Source organism: Virgibacillus halotolerans (assembly GCF_016908515.1).
In the GTDB taxonomy this organism is placed as follows: domain Bacteria; phylum Bacillota; class Bacilli; order Bacillales; family Amphibacillaceae; genus Virgibacillus_M; species Virgibacillus_M halotolerans.
Genome location: NZ_JAFBEA010000002.1, coordinates 73,388 through 95,553 on the forward strand (window position 1 = coordinate 73,388; position 22,166 = coordinate 95,553).

General features: G+C 35.1%; 16 protein-coding genes. 14 read left to right on the forward strand and 2 right to left on the reverse strand.

What is annotated here, in order from left to right:
- Window positions 1-145: 145 nt before the first annotated feature.
- From JOC34_RS06835 to JOC34_RS06850, 4 genes are all read left to right on the forward strand, one after another.
- Complete coding sequence (locus JOC34_RS06835) at window positions 146-1,552, forward strand: MFS transporter (RefSeq protein ID WP_205136012.1); 1,407 nt, start codon at window positions 146-148, stop codon at window positions 1,550-1,552.
- Between the two features lie 168 nt (window positions 1,553-1,720).
- On the forward strand, window positions 1,721-3,061 hold the full coding sequence (locus JOC34_RS06840; RefSeq protein ID WP_205136013.1) for a M20 family metallopeptidase: 1,341 nt from the start codon (window positions 1,721-1,723) through the stop codon (window positions 3,059-3,061).
- A gap of 517 nt (window positions 3,062-3,578) precedes the next feature.
- Window positions 3,579-3,806 carry a hypothetical protein gene (locus JOC34_RS06845; protein WP_205136014.1) on the forward strand — a complete coding sequence of 76 codons (228 nt, stop codon included), beginning with the start codon at window positions 3,579-3,581 and terminating at the stop codon, window positions 3,804-3,806.
- 179 nt (window positions 3,807-3,985) lie between these two features.
- Complete coding sequence (locus tag JOC34_RS06850; RefSeq protein WP_205136015.1) at window positions 3,986-4,486, forward strand: hypothetical protein; 501 nt, start codon at window positions 3,986-3,988, stop codon at window positions 4,484-4,486.
- A 348-nt stretch (window positions 4,487-4,834) separates the two neighbouring features.
- Here JOC34_RS06850 and gabR read toward each other — a convergent pair whose 3' ends face one another.
- The gene (gabR, locus tag JOC34_RS06855; RefSeq protein ID WP_205136016.1) at window positions 4,835-6,256 is read right to left on the reverse strand and encodes a MocR-like transcriptional regulator GabR; all 1,422 of its coding nucleotides are present in this window, start codon (window positions 6,254-6,256) and stop codon (window positions 4,835-4,837) included.
- 297 nt (window positions 6,257-6,553) lie between these two features.
- On the opposite strand from gabR, the gene JOC34_RS06860 reads away from it, so the two are divergent.
- The 5 genes from JOC34_RS06860 (at window position 6,554) to JOC34_RS06880 (ending at window position 14,239) form a co-directional block, all read left to right on the forward strand.
- Window positions 6,554-7,795 carry a M20 family metallo-hydrolase gene (locus JOC34_RS06860; RefSeq protein WP_205136017.1) on the forward strand — a complete coding sequence of 414 codons (1,242 nt, stop codon included), beginning with the start codon at window positions 6,554-6,556 and terminating at the stop codon, window positions 7,793-7,795.
- Window positions 7,796-7,863: 68 nt separating this feature from the next.
- On the forward strand, window positions 7,864-9,600 hold the full coding sequence (locus tag JOC34_RS06865) for a hydantoinase B/oxoprolinase family protein (RefSeq protein ID WP_275577688.1): 1,737 nt from the start codon (window positions 7,864-7,866) through the stop codon (window positions 9,598-9,600).
- An 18-nt stretch (window positions 9,601-9,618) separates the two neighbouring features.
- The gene (locus JOC34_RS06870; RefSeq protein ID WP_205136019.1) at window positions 9,619-11,748 is read left to right on the forward strand and encodes a hydantoinase/oxoprolinase family protein; all 2,130 of its coding nucleotides are present in this window, start codon (window positions 9,619-9,621) and stop codon (window positions 11,746-11,748) included.
- A 305-nt stretch (window positions 11,749-12,053) separates the two neighbouring features.
- Entirely contained in the window at window positions 12,054-12,488 is a 435-nt protein-coding gene (locus tag JOC34_RS22180) for a hydantoinase B/oxoprolinase family protein (RefSeq protein WP_420856111.1), read from the forward strand.
- A gap of 323 nt (window positions 12,489-12,811) precedes the next feature.
- Window positions 12,812-14,239: a cytosine permease gene (locus tag JOC34_RS06880; RefSeq protein ID WP_205136021.1), complete on the forward strand. Its 1,428-nt coding sequence runs from the start codon at window positions 12,812-12,814 to the stop codon at window positions 14,237-14,239.
- A 1,280-nt stretch (window positions 14,240-15,519) separates the two neighbouring features.
- Here the strand turns inward: JOC34_RS06880 and JOC34_RS06885 are convergent.
- Window positions 15,520-16,416: a LysR family transcriptional regulator gene (locus JOC34_RS06885; protein ID WP_205136022.1), complete on the reverse strand. Its 897-nt coding sequence runs from the start codon at window positions 16,414-16,416 to the stop codon at window positions 15,520-15,522.
- Window positions 16,417-16,544: 128 nt separating this feature from the next.
- Here JOC34_RS06885 and JOC34_RS06890 point away from each other — a divergent pair, with 128 nt between their 5' ends.
- From JOC34_RS06890 to speB, 5 genes are all read left to right on the forward strand, one after another.
- A complete protein-coding gene (locus JOC34_RS06890) occupies window positions 16,545-17,609 on the forward strand; it encodes a cation:dicarboxylate symporter family transporter (protein WP_205136023.1) in 1,065 nt (354 codons plus the stop codon).
- Window positions 17,497-17,808, forward strand: coding sequence for a cation:dicarboxylate symporter family transporter (locus JOC34_RS21980; RefSeq protein ID WP_338062654.1), 312 nt, complete (start codon window positions 17,497-17,499; stop codon window positions 17,806-17,808). Before JOC34_RS06890 ends, JOC34_RS21980 begins: the two co-directional genes overlap by 113 nt.
- Before the next feature lie 29 nt (window positions 17,809-17,837).
- The gene (locus JOC34_RS06900) at window positions 17,838-19,118 is read left to right on the forward strand and encodes an aminotransferase class V-fold PLP-dependent enzyme (protein WP_205136024.1); all 1,281 of its coding nucleotides are present in this window, start codon (window positions 17,838-17,840) and stop codon (window positions 19,116-19,118) included.
- Window positions 19,119-19,420: 302 nt separating this feature from the next.
- Window positions 19,421-20,830: a sigma 54-interacting transcriptional regulator gene (locus JOC34_RS06905; protein ID WP_205136025.1), complete on the forward strand. Its 1,410-nt coding sequence runs from the start codon at window positions 19,421-19,423 to the stop codon at window positions 20,828-20,830.
- Window positions 20,831-20,976: 146 nt separating this feature from the next.
- Window positions 20,977-21,930, forward strand: coding sequence for an agmatinase (speB, locus tag JOC34_RS06910; RefSeq protein WP_205136026.1), 954 nt, complete (start codon window positions 20,977-20,979; stop codon window positions 21,928-21,930).
- Window positions 21,931-22,166: the final 236 nt, after the last annotated feature.

A 22,166-nucleotide genomic window follows, 5' to 3' on the forward strand; every position in this document is an offset into this window, starting at 1 on the left:
AGAAGGTACCTGCTCCTGTCTGAAATTTACCCAGGGAAGACATGGTCCGAGATGGGTAAGACACTCATAATTAATGATCTCTCCTTATATGGGTGAACTTTAAGAAATTGATACTTATGGCTTAAACGAAGGAGAAAAAGTGCACATGAGTAAAAACCTGAAGCAAGAACAAGTGAATTTGGCATTGATGAACAGTAAACTACGGCCATTTGGTATAAGAGATAAAATTGGATATATGTTTGGAGATGTGGCAGATAGTCTTTTCTTTATGCTGGTTTCCACATATCTTATGGTGTTCTATACCGATGTGTACGGTCTTAACGCAGGTTTTGTAGGGGTTTTATTTATGCTTGCGAAGATTTGGGAAGCCTTTACAGATCTTTTATGGGGACGGTTTGTTGACACTAGAAAGCCTAGTAAAAATGGTCAATTTAAACCGTGGATATTTAGAATGTCTTTTCCGTTAATTATTAGTGGAATATTATTATTTGTACACATTCCAGGAATGTCCGATGGTTTTTATTTGGCTTATGCATTTGTCAGTTACTTCCTATTTATGGCACTATTTAGTACAATTAGTATTCCATACGGAGCAATGGCATCTGTGATTACATCTGACCCTATTCAACGGACATCATTATCCACATATAGAAGCTTGGGACTTACAATTGCCAATCTTGTAGTCACGGTACTTGGGCCAATATTACTATTTGTTGATAATCATGCTGATGCTAACCGTTTTTTTATGACCGCTCTTCTTTTCGGTATTTTGGCTTTTGCTAGCTATATGGCATGTTATAATATGTCGACCGAACGTATCTCGGCTCCGAAGAATCAAGAAAAAGATATAAAGAGGACATTGAAGAGTGTATTAACAAATAGACCATTGTTAACTGTATTCGCCTTTACTTTAGTTTTTTTATCAGTTTTAATGTTTTTTGGTACCATAAACGTATATTTGTATAAAAATTATTTTGAAAGTACTGCTGCTCTTAGTGTTGTTGGAGCCATTCAAGCACTATCAGTTATCGCTATTATGCCGATGATACAACCATTAGTAAAAAAATATGGTAAAAAAGAAATTACTGCATTTAGTCTATCAGTTGGAGCTCTTGCGTATTTGACTTTATACCTTCTGCCTAAGTTAGGAGTAATACCGTTCACCATCATTTTAACGTTCGGTTTAATAGGAATGGCTGTATTCCAATTACTAATGTGGGCTTTTGTTACGGATGTTATTGATTATCATGAATATTTAACCGGACTCAGGGAAGATGGAACTATTTATTCCTTCTATTCGGCTGCACGTAGAATAGGGCAAGGAATTGCTACTGGGTTAGGAGGAGTTTTGATAGGTATAGTCGGGTATAATGGTAATCTTGAGAGCCAAACACGAGATACTTTGGATGGAATTCGTATGTTAGCAACACTGGTTCCTGCCGTAGGCCTCATAATCATGGTTATACTTTTAGCTTTTGTTTATCCTTTGAATAAAAAGCGCACAAACCAGTTAGCCATTGATTTAAATGAAAAGCGAAAAACAAAGCATTAAAAAAACGGTATAACTGATGCTTAAGTAATTCCTAGAAAACAAGAGTATTCGGAAGATATTTCAACTAAATAGAGAGAGTGGACATTTTCTTGGAATAATTAACAATTTATTCCTAACAGTTGATATTTTAAGAAAACAAGTGTTTATTAGAGAGGATGGATTAATAAAATGTCTGAAAAGGAACGATTATTCGCCAGAATCGATGAAAAAAGAGATGAAATTATTGAATTTATTGGAACACTTATAAGAACCCATCCAGTTAATCCTGCATATAGTGATGAATTTGATGAAAGCAATGTTCAAAAGATTATCAAAAAAAGGTTGAAGGAATTAAAAAGTGTTAGCATTAGCGAGTTCGACGTGCAACTCGAAGAATTGGAAGAATACCGTGATATGCCGGGATTTACTACTGGCTTAACAGATAAGCTACCATGGGAGGATCGCCCTAATATTCTTGCTCATTTACCAGGAGCCAATACGGATAAGGGACGTTCATTCATATTAACTGGACATGCCGATGTTGTTGCTGCTGATAATGTTTCTGAATGGAAATATGGTCCTTTTGATGCGGTGGTTCAAGATAATATACTTTATGGCCGAGGTTCAGTAGACATGTTGAGCGGGCTTGGAGCTATGCTTATGGCTTTGGAGTCAATCGTTGAGACAGGAATAGAACTAAATGGAGACCTTTGGTTTTCTAGTTCAGTTGGTGAAGAGGCAGGTGGGACAGGGTTTCTCGCAACTGCAGATTATATAAAAAAAAATGATATTAATATAGATGCGGGAATCATGGGGGAACCTACAGATTTGGATTTGAGCCTTTTGTGTCGAGGGATTCTTAAAGGAGAGTTAATTATTGAGGGACGAACTGGCCATTTAGAAGTCACACAGCCGCACTGGTCAAATGGCGGAGCTGTGGATGCTATTGACAAAGGCCGGTATGTTATGAACGCGATTGATGAATTAAATAAGGAATGGTCTACTAGACCGGACAAGAATCATCCCTTAATGACAGAATCTAATCAAATTAAAATTGCAATGATTGAGGGAGGACACCAGCTTTCTAGCTACCCTGACTACTGCAAATTGTCTTTCAATATTCAAGTACTACCTCAAGAATCAAATGAAAATGGTTTGGGTGACAAGGTTAAAAGAGAATTTGAGACATTTATTCAAAGAGTAGCTGAATCCGATGACTGGCTTAGGGAACACCCGCCCAAAATTAATTGGGTATCAGAGTCAAATAATGCAGAGGTGTCAGAAGACCATCCTTTTATAGATGTCTTTAAAAAATCTGCAAACAACCTTAATCCGTCAATGAAAACAATGGGGTCTGGATTCCATACAGATACTGGTTGGTTAGACAAATTAGGTAATATACCCACTGTTAATTTTGGACCAGGTAACCAAAATTTAGCTCACAAGACGAATGAACATTGTAATGTAGACGATATTATCACCTTCACTAAAATAATAGCAGCTACGTGTTTAGATTGGTGTAATAAATAGAAACATGTATAAACAAAATAAAGATAACTGGAAATTTGAGAGAAGCTCCACATGTTTGCAAGCGTAAAATGATCCCCAGCTAGCCAGTTATCAAGACCTAAATTGTAAAAAGTCTTAAAAAGATGGTACCTATCATCCAGTTGATGAAGGTGCCACTTTTTTAATTTCTTCCTTTTGTAATTTCAATAGAGACTTTGACATTTTGGTAAGAATAGAGCGTAGAAATCCTTGTTTCCTGATGTTGATGTTGCTAAACGGTAGTGTTCTTATAATCCTAGTCGTTTTTGATCAACTAAATAGCTGAAGCCACTATCTTCAGGTAGTGGCTTTTGTGATTGACCTTATGCAGAAATAGCTTATTTACGTTGAATCTGATTAATGATAATTGTCATTGTCAAAAAAAATTATTTACTAAGCCATATAATCCGTACCTTTACGCGTACAACTGTTCATTATTTTTTTAGTACACTAGAGTCATAGTAAACTATTAGAAAAATAGCTCTTGGGGGGAAATTACATGGAAATGGAACCAACTAAGCAAATCATTTTAAATGATCTGCACTCAAAATGGATTTTAACGGATATGAAGAGTAAGATCATCCAGACTATCTGCAGTACGATGGATGATGAAGTGTATACGAAGAATGATGCAATCGATGCTTTGTTAGAAGTCGTGGCATTAATAGAATTGGAAGAGAAAAAGTTTAATCCAAACGAGGCTAGGGAGCAATTATTGAATAGGTAGAATAACGTTGGATATGAAAAGGGAATATCTTACCGGGATGGTTCACATGTCATGAAGTATGAAGGCGTCTTTTAAAATAGGGCGCTTATTTTTTTATTTCAAATTGATGCCACCTTTTTTGAATACCTTTCGATTATAGAAATAAAGATAGATATTTTCTAATAAAGGCTGGGGTAGAGATGAATTACATTAAAGAAATGAATGCTTTTTATAATCGATTGGAAACCAATCCGCTTTCTGCTTCGGCAATCAACTTGTGGTACGCGCTGATGCATATTAACAATCGGGCGGGGTGGCTAGAGGAATTCACGGTGGCGGTATATGTTTTAGGTGTAAAGACTTCACTATCTGAGAGTGCATTGAAGCGAGCAAGGGTGGAACTGCAGGAGAAAGGATATATTCGTTATCGGTCACAGGATGGCAATCGTGCTGCGATTTATGAGATTATTTCTTTGGATGTTTTTGACGAAAGTAATGGTGTGGGCGATGGCGTCGGAAGTACGGACGATAATACGAACCACAGTATGGACTGTAATGTGGGCGGCAAACCGAACGGCAATGCGAGCGCATTATTTAAACAAAACAAGACGAAACAAAACAAAAGAACAACAACTACTGGCGCGCATCAATTTTTCCAGGAAAACTTTGATTTTTTTCTGTTTGGATTGTATGCAGGTTGACTAAAATTGAAGCTTGAACGGCTCACCCGCAATAAATATGATAACACAGACAATCCGTTTCTAGGCATTTGTTGGTACGGCGCCTACCCCTCCAAGCATCTGCAAAAAAATCGAGCGATACAGTCAATGGCAGGCTGCTTCGTTGCGGATTTGATTCTATTCCATTCCATAAAAGTGTTTTATTAAAACTGGTAAAAAGTTTCATTTGGTGGTACATTTTGTTGGCATTAATCATAGACGAAGTAAACAATTAATGGATAACAAATGGTTGCGAAATCATGCCTTTAGCCGTAGCAATTAATGTGCCCTTATAGGGTGGTTTGTGATTAATTATAGTCTATTTAAATTTTATTTATAAAGTACATTATATAGACGTTCTAGTGTTTGGGGTATAACACCCTCCTTTATACTAGAAAATCCAATAATAAGTTGGATTTTCCCTTTTTCAAAATCTTTACTCTTGCTAATTAAGTAGTGTTCTAGAGTGTAGATTTCTAGTTTTTCTTCCTTTGCTTTTTGTTTCACTGTTTTATAAGTTTTATCAGTGTGAAAAGTTGCTAAGAAGTGTAAACCTGCAGGTATATCATGTATAAATACTTTCTCTTTAAAAAAAGAGCTAAGAGCATTTATCATTCGCACTCTTTTATAATTGTAATATTTACTCATCCTTTTTATATGTTTTTGATATTCACCACTTTCGATGAAGTGATATAGCGTATATAACTGTAATAAATTACATTCTTGTGTCCAATCAGAAAAAAAATGTTTATATTTTTCTAACAAAATAGGTGGTAAAACCATATAGCTAATTCGAAAACTTGGAAGGAGTGTTTTCGAAAAGCTTCCTAAATAAATTACTTTTTCATTATCACTTAAGCTATATAAAGAAGGGATGTTATCTGAGTTATATATGAATTCACTATCATAATCATCTTCGACAATATAATGATTTTCATCTATATTAGTAACCCAATTTAATAATTGAATCCTTCTTGATATAGGCATTATTGTCCCAGTAGGAAACTGATGAGATGGAGTAATAAATAAAAAATTAGGGTCTGCTTCCTTGACTTCATCAATAACAACACCTTGGTTATCTATATCTAGAGGAATTATATTCATATTCAAATTCTTTAGCAATTTGAATATTCTAGGATAACCAGGATTTTCAACAGCCACTTTAGTAGCAGACAGATTCATAGCTATTATAGATAATTGGGTAACTAAAGTTTGAGTACTTGAACCAAAAACAATTTGTTCTGGTTCACATTTTACACCACGGGTTAATGCGATCATACTAGCAACTTTTTTTCTTACAACATACGGTCCTTGAGGATGAGAAATATCAGCTAGTTCAGTGCCATGTTCTCTAATTGCTTTTTGTTGATATTTTATCCATTGTAGAAAAGGGAATTTAGAATTGTTCGATTTTATGTGCGACAATGTGAGCCAATCATCTTTAGGAGTTAGGTCTTCCTTAAGATGTTTAGGTATATTACTTTTTTTAATATTATTATCAAGAAATGCAATATCTTCAACAAAATATCCTCTTTTTTCTATAGAATAAATATACCCCTCGGCATAGAGTTGATTGTAGGCATTAGTAACAGAATTAACACTTATATTTAACTGAGCTGAAAGTCGCCTTTTTGGAGGTAGTTTATCTCCAAAGGAAAGTTTTTTTTCTAAGATACTTTGTTTAAGGTGATTATAAATTTGCTTATAAAGATAATCTGATCCCTTGCTTTTATCTAAATAAATATTAATCATTTATTTCCCCCCCCTCTTTTCACGTATTAGAATATTCAGTGATACAAATGGATTTTATGCCAAAATTTGAAAACAGCTCTACGACATGTAGTTAATGACTACTCTATAAACTGCATGTTATAGTGATGTGGGATAAAAGACGCGTTATAAAATTCATTAATAAAATAGCGATCACCAATCTGATACCATCTATTTATTCGTTTTGGTACTTTATATTATATCACAAAGGTGTATTATTTTATCTAAGCATTCTGTATGTAAGCGATATCATAATGGATTTAAGGAGGAGGAAGTTGTTTGGTAGTTGACATTAACAATGTTATTAAGAAATTAAATTTAATGGCTAAGGTTGGCGGTACACTTGATGGTGGTATTAGTCGTTTAGCCTTGTCTGAAGCAGATAAACAAGCTAGAGACCTATTAGTTTCGTGGATGAAAGAACTTGATTTATTAGTTAGCATCGATGATGTTGGGAATATTTATGGAAGAATGGAAGGGAAAAACCCAGATGCAAATCCACTAGTATTAGGTTCTCATCTGGACTCACTAGAAAACTCTGGCATATATGACGGCATACTTGGGATATTAATTCCTTTAGAAATTATAAGAGTTTTTAAAGAAAAATCACTTATACCCGAAAAGCCAATTATCGTGGGCAATTTTACTAATGAAGAAGGTTTTCGTTTCAAACCATTAATGTCAGGAAGTGGAGTTTTATCTGGTGATTTTGATATAGAGTCAGTATATAAAGAGCGAGATAGTGATGGTAAGAGCTTTAAGGAAGAGCTTGAGAAAATTGGTTATTTAGGTGCTAGAGAAAATCGTTTGGATAAAGCCGAAGCTTTTATTGAACTCCATCAAGAACAGGGGCCAATTCTCGATCTAAAGAAAACACCTATTGGCGTGGTAGAGGGAATTTTAGGACTTACGTGGCTTACAGTCACTCTTGAGGGAAGGACAGACAATTCGGGCCCCACTCCGATGTATGCAAGACAAGACACACTAACCACGGCAGCAAAAATGATAACATTTGCTGAAGAATTTGCTTCAGAAATAAGTGAGCATGGCATTATAACTGTAGGTCAAATCATTAATGAACCAAATAATATTAACGCGGTACCAGGACTAACAAAACTCACATTAGATATTAGAGAAATTAATGATGAATTAAGAATTGATGCCGTTAAAGAATTAAAAGAAAAACTGAGAGAAATAGCTGTGGATTCTAAAGTAAAAATATCATTTGAAATAGACTGGGAATTAAACTCAACGATATTTTCGTCGGAGCTTAATGAAGCGGTAAGGAATGCAGTTGATTATTATGAGTATCCTAGTAAAGAAATGGTTAGCGGAGCAGGACATATTTCTACCTATATGAATAATATATGCCCAACAACTATGATTTTTGTTCCAAGCATTAATGGAATAAGTCATAGTCCCGCAGAAAAAACAGAGTGGGAAGATATAGAGAAGAGTGCAGAAGTATTAATTTATGTGGTTAAAAAAATAGCAAAAGCAGAGAGTAAAGTGACTTTTTAATTAATTATAAATGAAAGGAAGAATGTTTAATGGATAAAACTATAATTTCATCTGAACAATTAGCAATCATGTCTAGTCGAATTGCAGGGATAGCCAAACATATGACATATGTGCTACAAAGTAGTGCGCGCTCTAGTATTATGAGTGGCTCCCGTGACTTTTCTACAGCTGTTTGTGATGGTATAGGGGACGTAATTTCCTTGCCTGATGGATTGCCGGTGCATGTTACAAACATGAGTGTAACTACAAAATCTTTTATTCAATATCATGGTGAAAACTTTAAAGAAGGAGATGCCTATTTAAATAATTCACCTTATCATGGCAACACCCATACGGCTGATTACACGATATGTATTCCTGTTTTTTATGAAGAAGAATTAATGTTTTATTGTACAATACGAGGCCATCAAGCTGATGTTGGAAACAGTATTCCAACTACTTACAATTATAAAGCAAGAGATATATATGAAGAAGGGGCCCCTGTATTCCCTTGTGTAAAGATACAGGAAGATTATAAAGATATTGAAGATATTATTCGAATGGCCAAAACAAGAATTAGGGTTTCAGATGTTTGGTATGGAGACTATTTAGCTATGATCGGGGCAGCGAGAATAGGCGAAAGAGAATTGAAAAAGGTTATAGAAAAGTATGGAAAGGAAACTGTCAAAGAATTTTGCGGACAATGGCAGGAATATGGAAAGAAAAGAATGATAGAGGAAATAAGAAAGTTACCATCTGGTACATGGTCAAATGAATCAGTGCATGACCCGATCCCTGATATGGTCCCTGAGGGTATACCGGTTAAAGTGAAAGTTACGATAGACTCAGAAGAGGGTCAAGTGATAGTGGATTACACTGAGAGTGGAGATCCAGTGCCCTGCGGTTTAAATCTATGCGAAGCTACAGTAATAGCTTCAGGAAGATCAGGTTTTCTTAACTTTTTAGGTATGGATCTACCTCTATGTGAGGGGGCATTAAGCCAAATTAAAGTTAAGATGAGAGAAAAAGGAGTAGTTGGAAAGGCGACTTTACCTTATTCTTCTTCGGTTGCTACTACAAATGTGGCGGATAGAGCCGTATTAGCTGTTCAATCTGCATTAAATGGGATAACAGAAGATAAAGGTATGGCAGAAGGAGCATTATCGCATCCAGCTCATACAGCAGTTATTTCTGGACATGATGCTAGATATGGACGTGATTTTGTGACACAACTGACAAATGGACATACTGGTGGTATGGGTGTTAAGGGTCACGATGGTTATGTAAAATACCATTGCAGTTCAGGAGGAATGAGTGGTTGGAGTTCGATAGAGCAGTTAGAACAAAAATACCCTATTTTATATTTAGAACAAGAACTGATTTCTGATACAGGTGGTGCCGGAGAATGGGATGGGGCGCCAGCTACTAAGGCTGTTATAACACCTACTGAAGATGAAATCACATTTATATATTTATCTGATGGGAAATTTAATCCTCCTAAAGGAGCTGAGGGAGGTTATAATGGAACACCATCTTACGCCGCTATTTATAATTTAGATGAAGGAGAATCTTCTTTACAAGAACTCCCGATGTTCCATCAACTTAAACTAAAGCCAAAAGAAGCATTAGTTTCGAAAATAAGCTCAGGTGGCGGCTATGGTGATCCATTAAAACGTGATCCTGAAAAGGTAAAAGAAAAAGTTATAGAAAAATGGATCTCTAATAAAAAAGCAAGAGATATTTATGGTGTTGTGTTAGAAATGGATCCAATTGAAAAGCAAATTTACGTCAATTATGACAAAACAAAAGAATTAAGAAAAATTTAGAAAGTGGGGAAACTACTAATGAATCTTAGAATAGCAACTGATATTGGAGGAACGTTTACAGATATCGTGGTAACAGATGAAATAGGGAATGTTAATCTATTTAAATCATCAACAACCCCAAATAATCATATAGAAGGAATTATGAATGGATTACAGTTAGCGGCAAAGCACTATAATTTAGATTTGCCTTCTTTCATGGATAGATGTAATTTCTTTTGTCATGGATCAACCATTACTACCAATGCTATTATCACAGGTAATACTGCTAAAGTGGGCTTGCTATGTACTAAAGGACATAGAGATGTATTGGTATTTAGAGAAGCCGGAAAAGATCATCCTTATAAATGGTATTTTGATAACCCTGAACCATATGTACCTCGTCATTTAACGTATTCAGTAGAAGAGAGAATAAATCATGAGGGAAAAATTATTGTTGAATTAAATGAATCAGATGTACGGGAAGCAATTAATAAGTTTAAAGAAAAAAACGTGGAAATTATTGCAGTCTCTTTATTGTGGTCTTTCGCAAATCCAGCACATGAAAAACGTATTGCAGAAATAATAAAAGAAGAATGGCCTGAAGCAAGATATACATTAAGCCATTTAGTAAACCCTCGTATACGAGAGTATGGCCGTACTGTGAGTACAGCTATTAATGCTTCTTTAGGACCTTTAATTCATAATTATTTAGGTAGATTTAAGGATAGTTTAGATAAAGTAAATTATAAAAAGGATCCTTATCTATTCACCTCTTCAGGAGGACTAACATTACCAGAAGAGATGATGGAAAAACCTCTATATAGTTTAGATTCAGGTCCGGCACTTGCACCTGTTGCAGGTAAGTTTTATGCGGATAAAGAGCTAGGAGATGGCAATGTTATCACTTGTGATATGGGAGGAACAAGTTTTGATTTAAGTAGAGTAACTGATCATAAAATAGCAGTTACAAATAATGTTGAAATAGCTGATGAGCGCTTAAGCATTCCTAAAGTGGATGTTAAAACAATTGGTGCGGGAGGCGGAAGCATAGCCTGGGTTGATGCTGGTGGTTTAATACGTATTGGGCCTGAAGGGGCTGGATCTGAACCGGGTCCCGCTTGTTACATGAGAGGAGGAAAAAGAGCAACAGTAACTGATGCGGCTTTAGTATTGGGATATCTTGATCCTAATTATTTCCTAGGAGGACTCATGACCTTAAATACAAAGGCTGCGGAAGAAGCAATTATGAAAAGTGTAGGGGAACCTTTAAATTTAGATTTAGTGGAGGCTGCTCTCACTATATGGAATACTGCAACTTCTATAATGACAGAAGCCGTCAGAGATATAACTATATGGGAAGGGATTGATCCTACTGAATACACTATGGTTGGAGGCGGAGGAGCAATTGGTATGCATATAGTTCCAATCGTAGAAGAGTTAGGAATAGAAAATGTAATTATTCCAGAAGCTTCTTCAACCTTAAGTGCTTATGGTGGTGTTATAGCAGTTTTAGTAAAAGATTTTGAACGTAGTTATTTTACGACGACAAGTGACTTTAATTATGAAGAAGTAAATAAATGTCTTTTAGAATTAAAAAATGAAGCTGTAGATTTTTTAAATAAAGCAGGCATTCCGTCTGAAAACCAGGTGTTCGAATTCTCTGTAGAGTCTAGATATCCATTCCAGGAAAAAGATCTTTCATTTACTCTTGATACAGATCATTTTGGGGATGAAGAAGCTTTACAGAAAACGAAAGAAAAGTTCCATGATACACATGAAAAAGCGAGGGGATCAAGAGATTCAGAACAACATGTTGAATTTACAATATGGAAAGTTCAAGCCAAAGGTCTTATCCCTGAAATTAAAATAGAAGCGGAACCAATAGAAACAAACACTCCTTCCAAAGGAGCAAAAAAGGAAGACAGAGATGTGTATTTCAGAGATTTAGGAATTATTAAAACACCTATTTATAATGGTGAAAAACTAAGACCTGGTAATATTGTTTATGGGCCAGCCATTATTGAAGGTTTAAATACAAATTTAGTTATTTTTCCAAATAGCTCCGCTACGATAACAAAGTATAAAAACTATCTATTAAAGATAAACAGTAATAAGAAAACAGAAAAAACATTTAATACCCATAAAGCAAAAATGCTTGGCAATGTATAGTACTAACTAGTAGAGCAATTCAAAAAATATTCCCTTAAATTAAAAAACTAGGAAATTATCTAGCCCGTTTTTTTGTATTTTTAATAACTACAATGTGGTAATACCATATAAACGTTTATAATAAAGGACTTTTATTTTCAATTGTGGTGACTAAATTAAAAAATGAAACTACTGATATACATGGCTTTATAAGCACTCTATCCGAAGCGTGGGTTAAGACTTGGAAGAATGCAGTCTTAAAATGCCGAGTAATTAGCCCTTTTTAGAGAGGAGGATCTTTATCTTAAAAAGTTAATTTTTGTGTCTTGACAAGCGGGCACATTACACAAGGAGAGGAATTAATTCCTATAAAGATTAAGATGACAATCCAGGGAGATAAAATACTATATGATCTTAGTGGTTCTTATTCTTATATCGGCTGTTTTTTAAACGTAAGTTCAGGTACATCTTTTTCTACTATGGTGGGAGGAACTAAGGCGCCTTTTTCGAGGATTACACTAAATTCAGTCTGTTATAGTGTGTTAGAAACAAGACTCCCCGAAAGCTCCGTCGTTAATGCTGCTTTATATCCAATCGCTTTTAGTGGCTTTTGTTCTGATGCCTATGAAAAAATTATGAATGCTATTTTTGAACTTTGGTCTAATCTTGTACCTGAACAAGCTATAGATTGCTATTTTAATATGGGGTTTTTTCTAGTTGGAGGTCGGGATAAACATAAAGCATATAATAACAAAAATTAGTTAGACGCTATATTCTAAAAAATGGGCGGAAAATATCAAAACAGTTTATGAAAAATATCAAAGGGGGGAAATAAAGAAGTTTGATTTAATACTTCAATATGGGGTGCTTATGGACTTTACGACGGCGGTATATTAGAAAGTTTAATTAATCAATATAGGGAAATGTTACAAAAAGCATTCAGCATCGTATTGGTAAAATTGAAAATGTAAGTAAAAGAGCTAAAGGAAAATTTACTTTACTTACAATGCAGAAGCTGAGTTAATGACTAATAACTTATGTTTTGGTAGTATTCAAAAACACCAAATATGAAAGGTGGATATTGATGGAAAACTTTAAACCTTCATCAGAACACAATCTTTATAATTCAGACTTGAAACCTAAAACAGAAGACGAAAAAACAATTAAACCATCAGGATATGGGGTGGTTTGGTTTGGTATGGCAGTACAATTATCATGTTTTGTTAGTCTTTCTCCAATGGTTAATTATTTTACTATCGGGCAATTTATTTTAGTGCTAGTGATTGGTTCCACTTTACTAGGATTCCTTTCTTTTATTGCTCAAGATATTGGAGTAAAGTATGGAATAAGTTTTGCAGTTTCGGTTTCAGCTACTTATGGATATTTAGGTGGTAAGATTATCAATCTGGTGCGGATATTACCGAGTTTGTTTTTCTTTGGTTTAGCTGCGTATATAGGAGCTGTTGCTTTAAATGAAATTTTTAAAATGGCTTTTGGTTTTGAAAATTTAATTCTAAGTCTGATTTTGAATGTTGTTGTCACAGTTGCCATTACCCTGAAAAAACTGAAGATCATCGAAAAAGTGCTTTTCTTTATTGCTCCAATATTAGTTGCAGTTAGTATTTATATGCTTTATGTAGTTCTATCCGCTTACGATGTATCTTTTGTTGAGATTTTTAGCATGGGGAAATTGAAAGGTGAAAATGCTCCAATAACAATGTGGCTTTTTGGTTTTGCAGCAGCAGCAGGAGGCTTTACTAGTGTTACTTTAGGTATGAATGATTTTACTAATGAGTGCAAAAACGTTAACAATAGCAATAAATGGTTTCAAGGCAATTATAAATATAGTATAGCGGCTTTAATTGGTCTTGTACCAGCTTATACATTTGTAGCTGTTGTAGGGGCAGTCACCATTGCTTTATCTGGACGTATGGATGCTTTAGTTGTTATTTCTGAATTAGTTCAAGAGAGATCAATATTCTTGGCTATAGTTCTGCAATTATTTATTGTGTTGGCACAAATGGCTACGAATGCTCCTGCTAATTTGATGCCTTCAGCATATGCTGTCTCAGCTCTCCTACCAAAGAAAGTTAGTTATAAGTTAGCGCTTTTTGTTTTTGCTGCTTTGTCATTTTTGGTTATACCATTGGCAATAGGAGGGAGTGCAAATACGATTCTCTCTTTATTTAGTGCTACAACGGGACCAGCGATGGCCATTGTAGGAGTGGATTATTATGTATTTAAAAGAAGGACTTTAAACCTAAATGAGATTTATAATTCTGAAGGAAAATACCGTTACTTTAAAGGAGTAAACATTTTGGGTTTGGTTATTTATGTAGTAACAAGTTTGATGGGTTTACTTTTCCAAGATATATCTTTTTTTGTCGCAACAATCTTAGCAGCATGTTTATATTATCTAGTCGGTAAAATATTCAAAAAGAAATATCCAGTTATGCTGACTGAAAAAAACGATAGTTCATCAATGGATTCAGAAAAAGGCGCGGTTTTATAAATTTAAAAGTTGTTTTTAGCAAGAAATGAAAGCGCTATAAGATATAGAGCGGAGATATGGTAATAAGAAATTTAACGTGAATACTAGCCCGACTATCGATTAGAATGCCGAGAAATCCTGTCATACCGGGATTTCTATTTTTTATTTGGTCACTACAACCTTTTTCTGATAATTCTGCTTCCCTTTTCAATGGATCTGTTATCTTTAGGAGTTCGTATACCTCTTTATGGCTGTTCTCCGTTATTCCTGATATTCTAATATGGTGAATTTGATCTTCTTCATCTGTAACGATGACTGTAATTCGTTGATGAGTAGAAAGTTGTTTTTTTATGGTTGACCAGTTGCGATGGGCGCCTTGTTCTCTTAATTGATATTCCATGCTTATTAAAAGATGATACGCAAATACGGAAATAAATAGGTGCCCCCTTCCCTTGTTCGACCAGTTAATTGATGGTAGACAGGTCTTATTCCCAAACCCGTTTTTAACGCCCTAAAAATGCCTCCTCAATTTTCGTTAATGTGATATATAATTGCCTATTTCATTGGCAGTTAATGCTTCATCACTTGTTTCTATCACATAACATCCTGTTAATACAGAACGTTCTGAACGCGTTGGCTTTTTCTCATACGTTATCACTGTAATCTTTTTTCATTTTCATCTAACTCTAATTGGACTTCATAATATTTGGGGATGGCAGAATAGCGTTCTTTTAATCTTCCAATCCGTTCTCCCACTTTGTCAACTAACTTGAATTACCTTTTTACACGGAAGAGTTTTCAGTTTGTTTAGGTCGTGTAAGAACTTGTTTTCTTTAAGCTCATCCATGGTGATTTCTTTCTTTTCACGACCTTCACTGAGACAAAGAACACGACTTCCTTTTAAAAACACCTGTAGCATTAAAATACAGGTGTTTTTGGACTTGAAATAATTGGCAAGTGGGACCTAAATTCATTAATTACTTTTCTCACTCTATACTTATTAAAAACGGGACCGCGTATGATGTAGCTGCAATTGGTTATATGTTACCCTGCATTGCTGACCCAGATCTAAAGTCAGATGCTTTCATGGCATACGGATTAAGGACACCATTTTCCATTCCTGGCGATAACATTTGGTGCATTAAATGTACTTCACTAACAACAATGCTTAAAAATATTCAAATAAGTTATGTACACATTCTAATTTAGGAACTAATTTTTTTAACGCTTATAAAACGCTTAACCTTTCAATTTTTAGCTCTTCCCCGTTTTTATCGAAAACAAATTATTCATTAGTTACCTCAATCTTCCCATGGTCTAACAATTTCCTCAATTTTTGGCATGGAGCGGGAAAAAATATCATTTACCTCTTGTGAATATTTATTAAACCCTTCTTTTTCAACAAGATAGCATACTCTATTTGGTGGTGGATCCTTTGGTATGAATATATCAACTAAGTCTTTCTCATAAAAGTTTCTAGCAATAGAAACAGGAACAATCGCCCACAAATTAGAATCAATTAAAAGGTCATGCAGCATCTTCGCAGTATCAATCTGAATATATGTGTTTGTTGGTGAACCCCAATGTTTTTCATGCCAAATTTGATACTCTTTTCCCCAGTTAATATAAAGTTGATTTTCTGCAGGAAGTTTATCATTGGTGATAACTCCCTTCTGCTGTTTTCTTTTTCTATCTTTAATAAGAACCATCTGTTCTGAAAATAATTGTTTCACACTAATGTTACGTAATACCCTTTCTTGCAATGATAAACCAATATCAATTTTTCTTTGTTCTATTAAGGAATATATTTCATTCGATTGGTATGTACGAATTGCCAATCGAATATTCGGGATTTCTTGTGTAATTATTTTGTACATGTTTTTAAAAATATAATTATGGACACTATCAACAGCGCCAATAGTAATTGTTATTTCTCCACTTCTCTTTTTTACATTTTTCGCTTCGAACAATAATGATTCATATTCTAATGCGATCTGATAAAACCTCTCTCCCTCATTCGTTAAAGATATACCTTTTACTCCCCTATCTCGATTCAGTAATACCAATCCATACTCCTCTTCTATAGAATGCAAGCGCTGGCTAATAGTTGATTGAGATACGTACAAGTAATTAGCTGCTTTTGAAAGGCTTCCAAGTCTAATAGTTGTTAAAAAAGCTTCGATTTGATTATGATTCATAAAATCCACCTTAAATATCCATTTTTTCGATAATTAGTAGTTATAAATTTAATTTTACTATAATTAATGCATTTGGTACAATTCTTATTAATGGAAGCGATTACAATAAAGGGGAGGGGAAAAATGAAATGAAGCGTTGGTTAAAACTACCGTTATACACACAAATTGCTATCGGGGGATTGCTTGGTATCATTTTAGGAATTATTTTAGGTGATAACGCAAAATACCTTGAGCCATTTGGGACACTATTCATCCGTTTACTACAAATGTTAATTATTCCATTGGTAATTACTTCTATTTTGGCTGGTATATTAAAGATGAAGGACGCCAAATCTGTTGGTAAAGTTGGAGGAGGCTTTTTATTTTATCTAGTTATTACTAGCCTAATTGCATCAACTATAGGTGTAATCATTGCACTTATTCTTAAACCTGGTAAAGGTATGGAATCCATTTTAGATCATGGTGAAACCGTTGAATCTGAAGAATTTAATTTTGTGGATCATTTTCTCTCGTGGGTGCCCAGCAATATATTCGAGGCCTTAGGTAATATGGATATGCTCCCAATTATTATATTCACAGTAATTATTGGTCTCGTTATGATATCCCTTGGAGTAGAAAAAGTCCCAATGACCACAAATATCATTAACGAATCTGCCAATATTATGTTGAAACTAACAGAATATATCATCAAGTTAGCACCATATGGAATCCTGGCATTACTGGCAAACCTAATTGGCACATTTGGATCGGATATGCTAACTGCTGTTTTCAATTTTGTAATTGCTGATTCTATTGCATTAGCAATTATACTACTGTTGGTTTATCCTATCTTATTAAAACTAACAACGGGATTAAATCCGATACAATTTTATAAAAATATTTATCCATCTATGTTATTTGCATTTACTACTTCAACTAGTTCAGCAACAATTCCAATATCCCTCCAAGTTTCTAAAAAGAACTTAGGTATTTCTGAGAAAACAGCAGGTTTTACCATTCCGTTTGGCGCAACAGTCAATTATGGATGGTTTCGCGGTAGCGATTGGTGTCATTTCTGTTTTTGCAGCAAATTTATATGGGATAGATATTACATTGGGGTTAATTTTGAAATTTGTTTTATTAGGTTTAGTTTTATCCATTGGAGCAGCTGGGGTTCGAGGAGCTGGCATAGTCATGTCCATTGTGCTTTTTGAGGCTCTAGGTATGCCTTTATTAATCATCCCGATATTAGCAGCAATTTGGCCAGTAATTGATACAGGGCATACAACGGTTAATATCGCAGGAGATTTAAATGGTACAACAATTGTTGCAAAGAGAACGAATGATTTAGATGATAAAATATTCAATACTAAGAATATTAAATTGAACACAGAAATTAAAGATGTCTTTTAATAATACTTAAAGAAAAGGTTGTGTTTTTTATGTCAGACCGTAATACAGAATTCTTTCCAAAACAATTACAAGAGTTTATTACATCAAGTTTTTTATACTTGGATCAAGATCCATATGAAAACAATCGTATTTTCTTTGAAAACGCTGGTGGTGCGCTACGATTAAAATCTGTTGTAGAAGCTCAATCCCGTTTGAGTGCACTACCAGACTGTCCCGAACGTACACATGATATTGCATTAGGCATCCGGAAAGTAATTGAACAGGGAACAAAAGATATTAGGCTCTTTTTAAATGCGAAAGCCGGATCTGTTGCTACGTCACTTACGGCTTCAAAGTTAATGTTTGAAATGGTAACTACAGTTGCAGCAGCCTCTCAACATGGAAATATTGTAACAACAGCAATTGAGCATCCTTCTTCTTATGATGCATGTCAATTCGCAGCTGAACAATACAATCATGAACTGCGTGTTGCAAAAGCAGATCCGACATCAGGTAATATTCCAATTAGTAACATACTAGAATTAGTCGATGATCAAACAGTATTAGTATCTGTCATACTCACTTCAAACATTACTGGGGCAATGCATGACATTCAAAAATATGCAGCAGAGATAAAACAAAAAAACTCGCAAACAATTATCATGGTTGATGGTGTACAAGGGGCACCCCACGGGGTAATAGATGTTGATGATTGGAAAATAGATGCACTAAATATTGCACCATATAAAATGTTTGGTAACCGTGGTGTTGGTTTTGCGTATCTTTCCGATCGCATAGCCTCCCTTCCACATCACCGTTTATTGGCAACAGACAAAGACAATTGGAATGTAGGTAGTCCAACACCTGCCGATTTTGCTAGTTTCACTAAAGTAATCGATTATATTTGTGAAATCGGACATTATTTCAATCCAACGGATGATCGTAGAAAATTAATTGTTGAAGGAATAAATCGAATTCACTTACAAGAACAGGCAATTCTCAATCGATTGGTTAACGGAACTTCTGAGATGAATGGAACTAAAGATATTTCAAATGTCACTGTTCATTTTGAAGAAGTTAATGGTGTGAATCAAGACCTTATATTAGCATTGACTTTTGATAATATTTCTTGTGCAGATGTTGTACAAAAATATGGGGAAAATAATATTTTAGTTTATGCTAGAGAATCCAGCAGCCATTATTCGAAAAGAATTCTAGAAGCCGTAAATCTAAATGCTATTGTTCGAGTGTCACCTATTCACTGTCATACACCTGAGGATGTTGATAAATTCCTTGAAGTAACACGATTGATTGCAGAGGGAAATGTTTAAATACTGTTTAACATCAAAAAAGGTACCATTCCTCCAACTGGTAGAACATCGGAGGAATGGCACCTTATTTAAATTAATGAATCAATTTTTTATAACCAACTAAACTTGTGGTATGCGTTGATGCGCAATAATAGCAGGGCGGGGGGGATCGAGGTAGCTTTTATTAATGATAAATAAAAAGCCAATATTACTCTTCTCACTAAATACTTCATTAAGAAATCGAAGTATTTAGTATTCGACCAATAAATGTGATAAAGTATCTTCAATACTGTTTAAAATAGAAACATATGAAGGTGATGATAGTGAAATCAGAATTAGAGCTATTAAAAATTGAATTAGATGGGATTCTTAATGCCTCTAACGATAATATTGTTGTAACGGATGGAAAGGGAGAGGTGTTAAGAGTCAGTTCTAACTGTTCTATTATATACGGAAGAGAACGGAGTGATTTGGTTGGTACTACAGTTTCCCAATTGGAGAGAGATCATATATTTTATCCCTCTGTAACATTGAAAGTTCTAAAGGAGAAAAAAGAAGTTCAAGTCATGCAGAAAACGCCCACTAACAAGATTATTATGGCTACTGGTATTCCAGTATTTGATGAAAAAGGAATAATCGTTAGGATTATCAGCTTTTCCCATGATTTAACGGAAATTCAGCAGTTGAAAGAGGATTATGAACAACTTCGGACGAAAATGTTACGATATGAATACGAAATTGAAGAATTGAGAGAAAAAGACATGATGACAGCCCGTGTAGTGATGAATAGTAAAGCAATGAAAGAAATCAACCAGTTGGTACAACGTGTCGCCGTATCTGATGCAACGGTTGTGTTGCTTGGTGAATCCGGGGTTGGCAAAAACGTATTTGCACGAAAGTTACATGATGGAAGTGAACGGAAGGAGGAACCATTTATAGAAGTCAACTGTGGGGCAATTCCTGATACCTTATTTGAATCTGAAATATTTGGTTATGAATCTGGTGCTTTTACAGGTGCGGATAAAAGAGGCAAGGCTGGAATGGTCGAACTGGCTGATCAAGGGACCTTATTCCTTGATGAAATTGCTGAACTTCCTTTGGCGATTCAAGTAAAGCTTTTAAAAGTTTTACAAGAAAAAAAGGTTTCCCGAATTGGGAGTCATGAAGTTAAAAACGTAAATTTTAGGCTAGTTGCTGCAACTAATCAAAACTTGGAGGAAATGGTGGCTCAAGGTAAATTCAGAAAAGATTTGTTTTACAGACTGAATGTCATTCCGATTACGATTCCACCATTGCGCGATAGAAAAGACGATATTAATCAACTAGCCCAGTATTATTTATCGTTTTTTAACCAAAAGTACGAAACAAATAAAGTTTTCAATTCTACTACGATTGATGCTTTTCATCACTATGAATGGCCTGGTAATGTCCGTGAGCTTGAAAACATGATAGAACGTTTAGTTGTGACAACTGCTACAACTATGATTTATCCATCAAGTCTGCCATTTGCTAAGGAGATGGATGCGTTAGAATTACATACAGAAGAATGGTCACTGGAAAACTTTGAACAGCAGGGGCTTTCATTGCAGGAAGTTTTGCAGGAAGTGGAAAAAGGCTGGTTAAAACGTGCCTATAGACAATATAAAACAACTTATGAAATGGCCGGTTATCTTGGAGTGAGCCAGTCGACAGTAGTTCGTCGCTTGAAAAAATATAATATCAATTCAAAATGAATCAATTGATTCATTTTGAATTGATATAGTTTGTTTTAATTCGAAATTGAATTAACCTTTAGTTAATCTGGGGTGAAATCAGCAATTAAAGGTTGGCATGAAAGTTGCATTATATTTTCCTGAATAATTATTTGAGGAGGATAACTATGTATCAACCAAAAGATTCATCAAAATCACCGCGGTTTACGGGTCCACGTACATTTATGAGGTTGGAACACGTTGAGACAACAGCCAATGTCGATTTTGTGGTTATGGGAGTTCCTTTTGACACGGCTGCATCTAACCGGACAGGGCAACGATATGGGCCGCAACATATTCGGGATTTTTCCGTATTGCTTCGCCCATATAACCCCGATCAGGGTATTAATATTTTTGATTATTGTTCAGGAGTGGATTACGGGGATGTTGATGTAATTCCAGGTAACATTCACAGAACTTACGATAATATTGTCAACGCGCTTGAACCGGTTCTAGATAAAGAAATTATTCCGGTTATGATGGGTGGTGACCATTCTATTACATTAGGTCATTTGCGAGCGTTTGCGAAAAAATACGGACCGATCGCACTTGTTCATTTTGATTCACATGGCGATACATGGGATAACTATTTTGGAGAAAAATATGTACATGGAACACCATTTCGCCGTGCAGTTGAAGAAGGGTTAATTGATGTCGACCACTCTATTCAGGTTGGTATGCGTGGGCCACTTTATGGACCGGAGGATATTGAGGATGCCAGAGACCTTGGGTATGAGGTTATCCCAATGAAAGAAGTCAGAGAAATCGGCTATGAAAAGGTAATGGAACGAATCCATACACGTACAGACGATAGACCGGTATTTGTTACTTATGACATTGATTTTCTTGACCCTGCTTATGCACCAGGAACAGGGACTCCAGAAGTTGGTGGTCCTACAAGTTATGAAGGACTTGAATATGTTAGAGGATTAGATGGCCTTGATATTAAAGGCTTTGATTTGGTTGAAGTTTTACCGAGCTATGACAGTGGTGAGATAACTGCTGTTGCAGCATCTTCAGTTATTTTTGAAATGATCACTTTGATCGCTATGAAAAAACGGGCAAAGCAAGTAAGTAAATAGAAAGGATATTATGAGGTGGGAACCTTCGTTTGCGGAGTTCCCTTACTTACTTCAAGACAGAAAATTTTAACTACATATATGGTTATAAGTACATCAAAGGATGACGCCATCAAAGAAATGACGCTTAGCAAACAAAACAAGCAGTAGATGCAATCGGAAAAACATTGATAAATCAAAAGACGTATTAAAGTCTATCGAATTATTTTTAGATGTGAAGAATGCTTCAGCTTAGACAG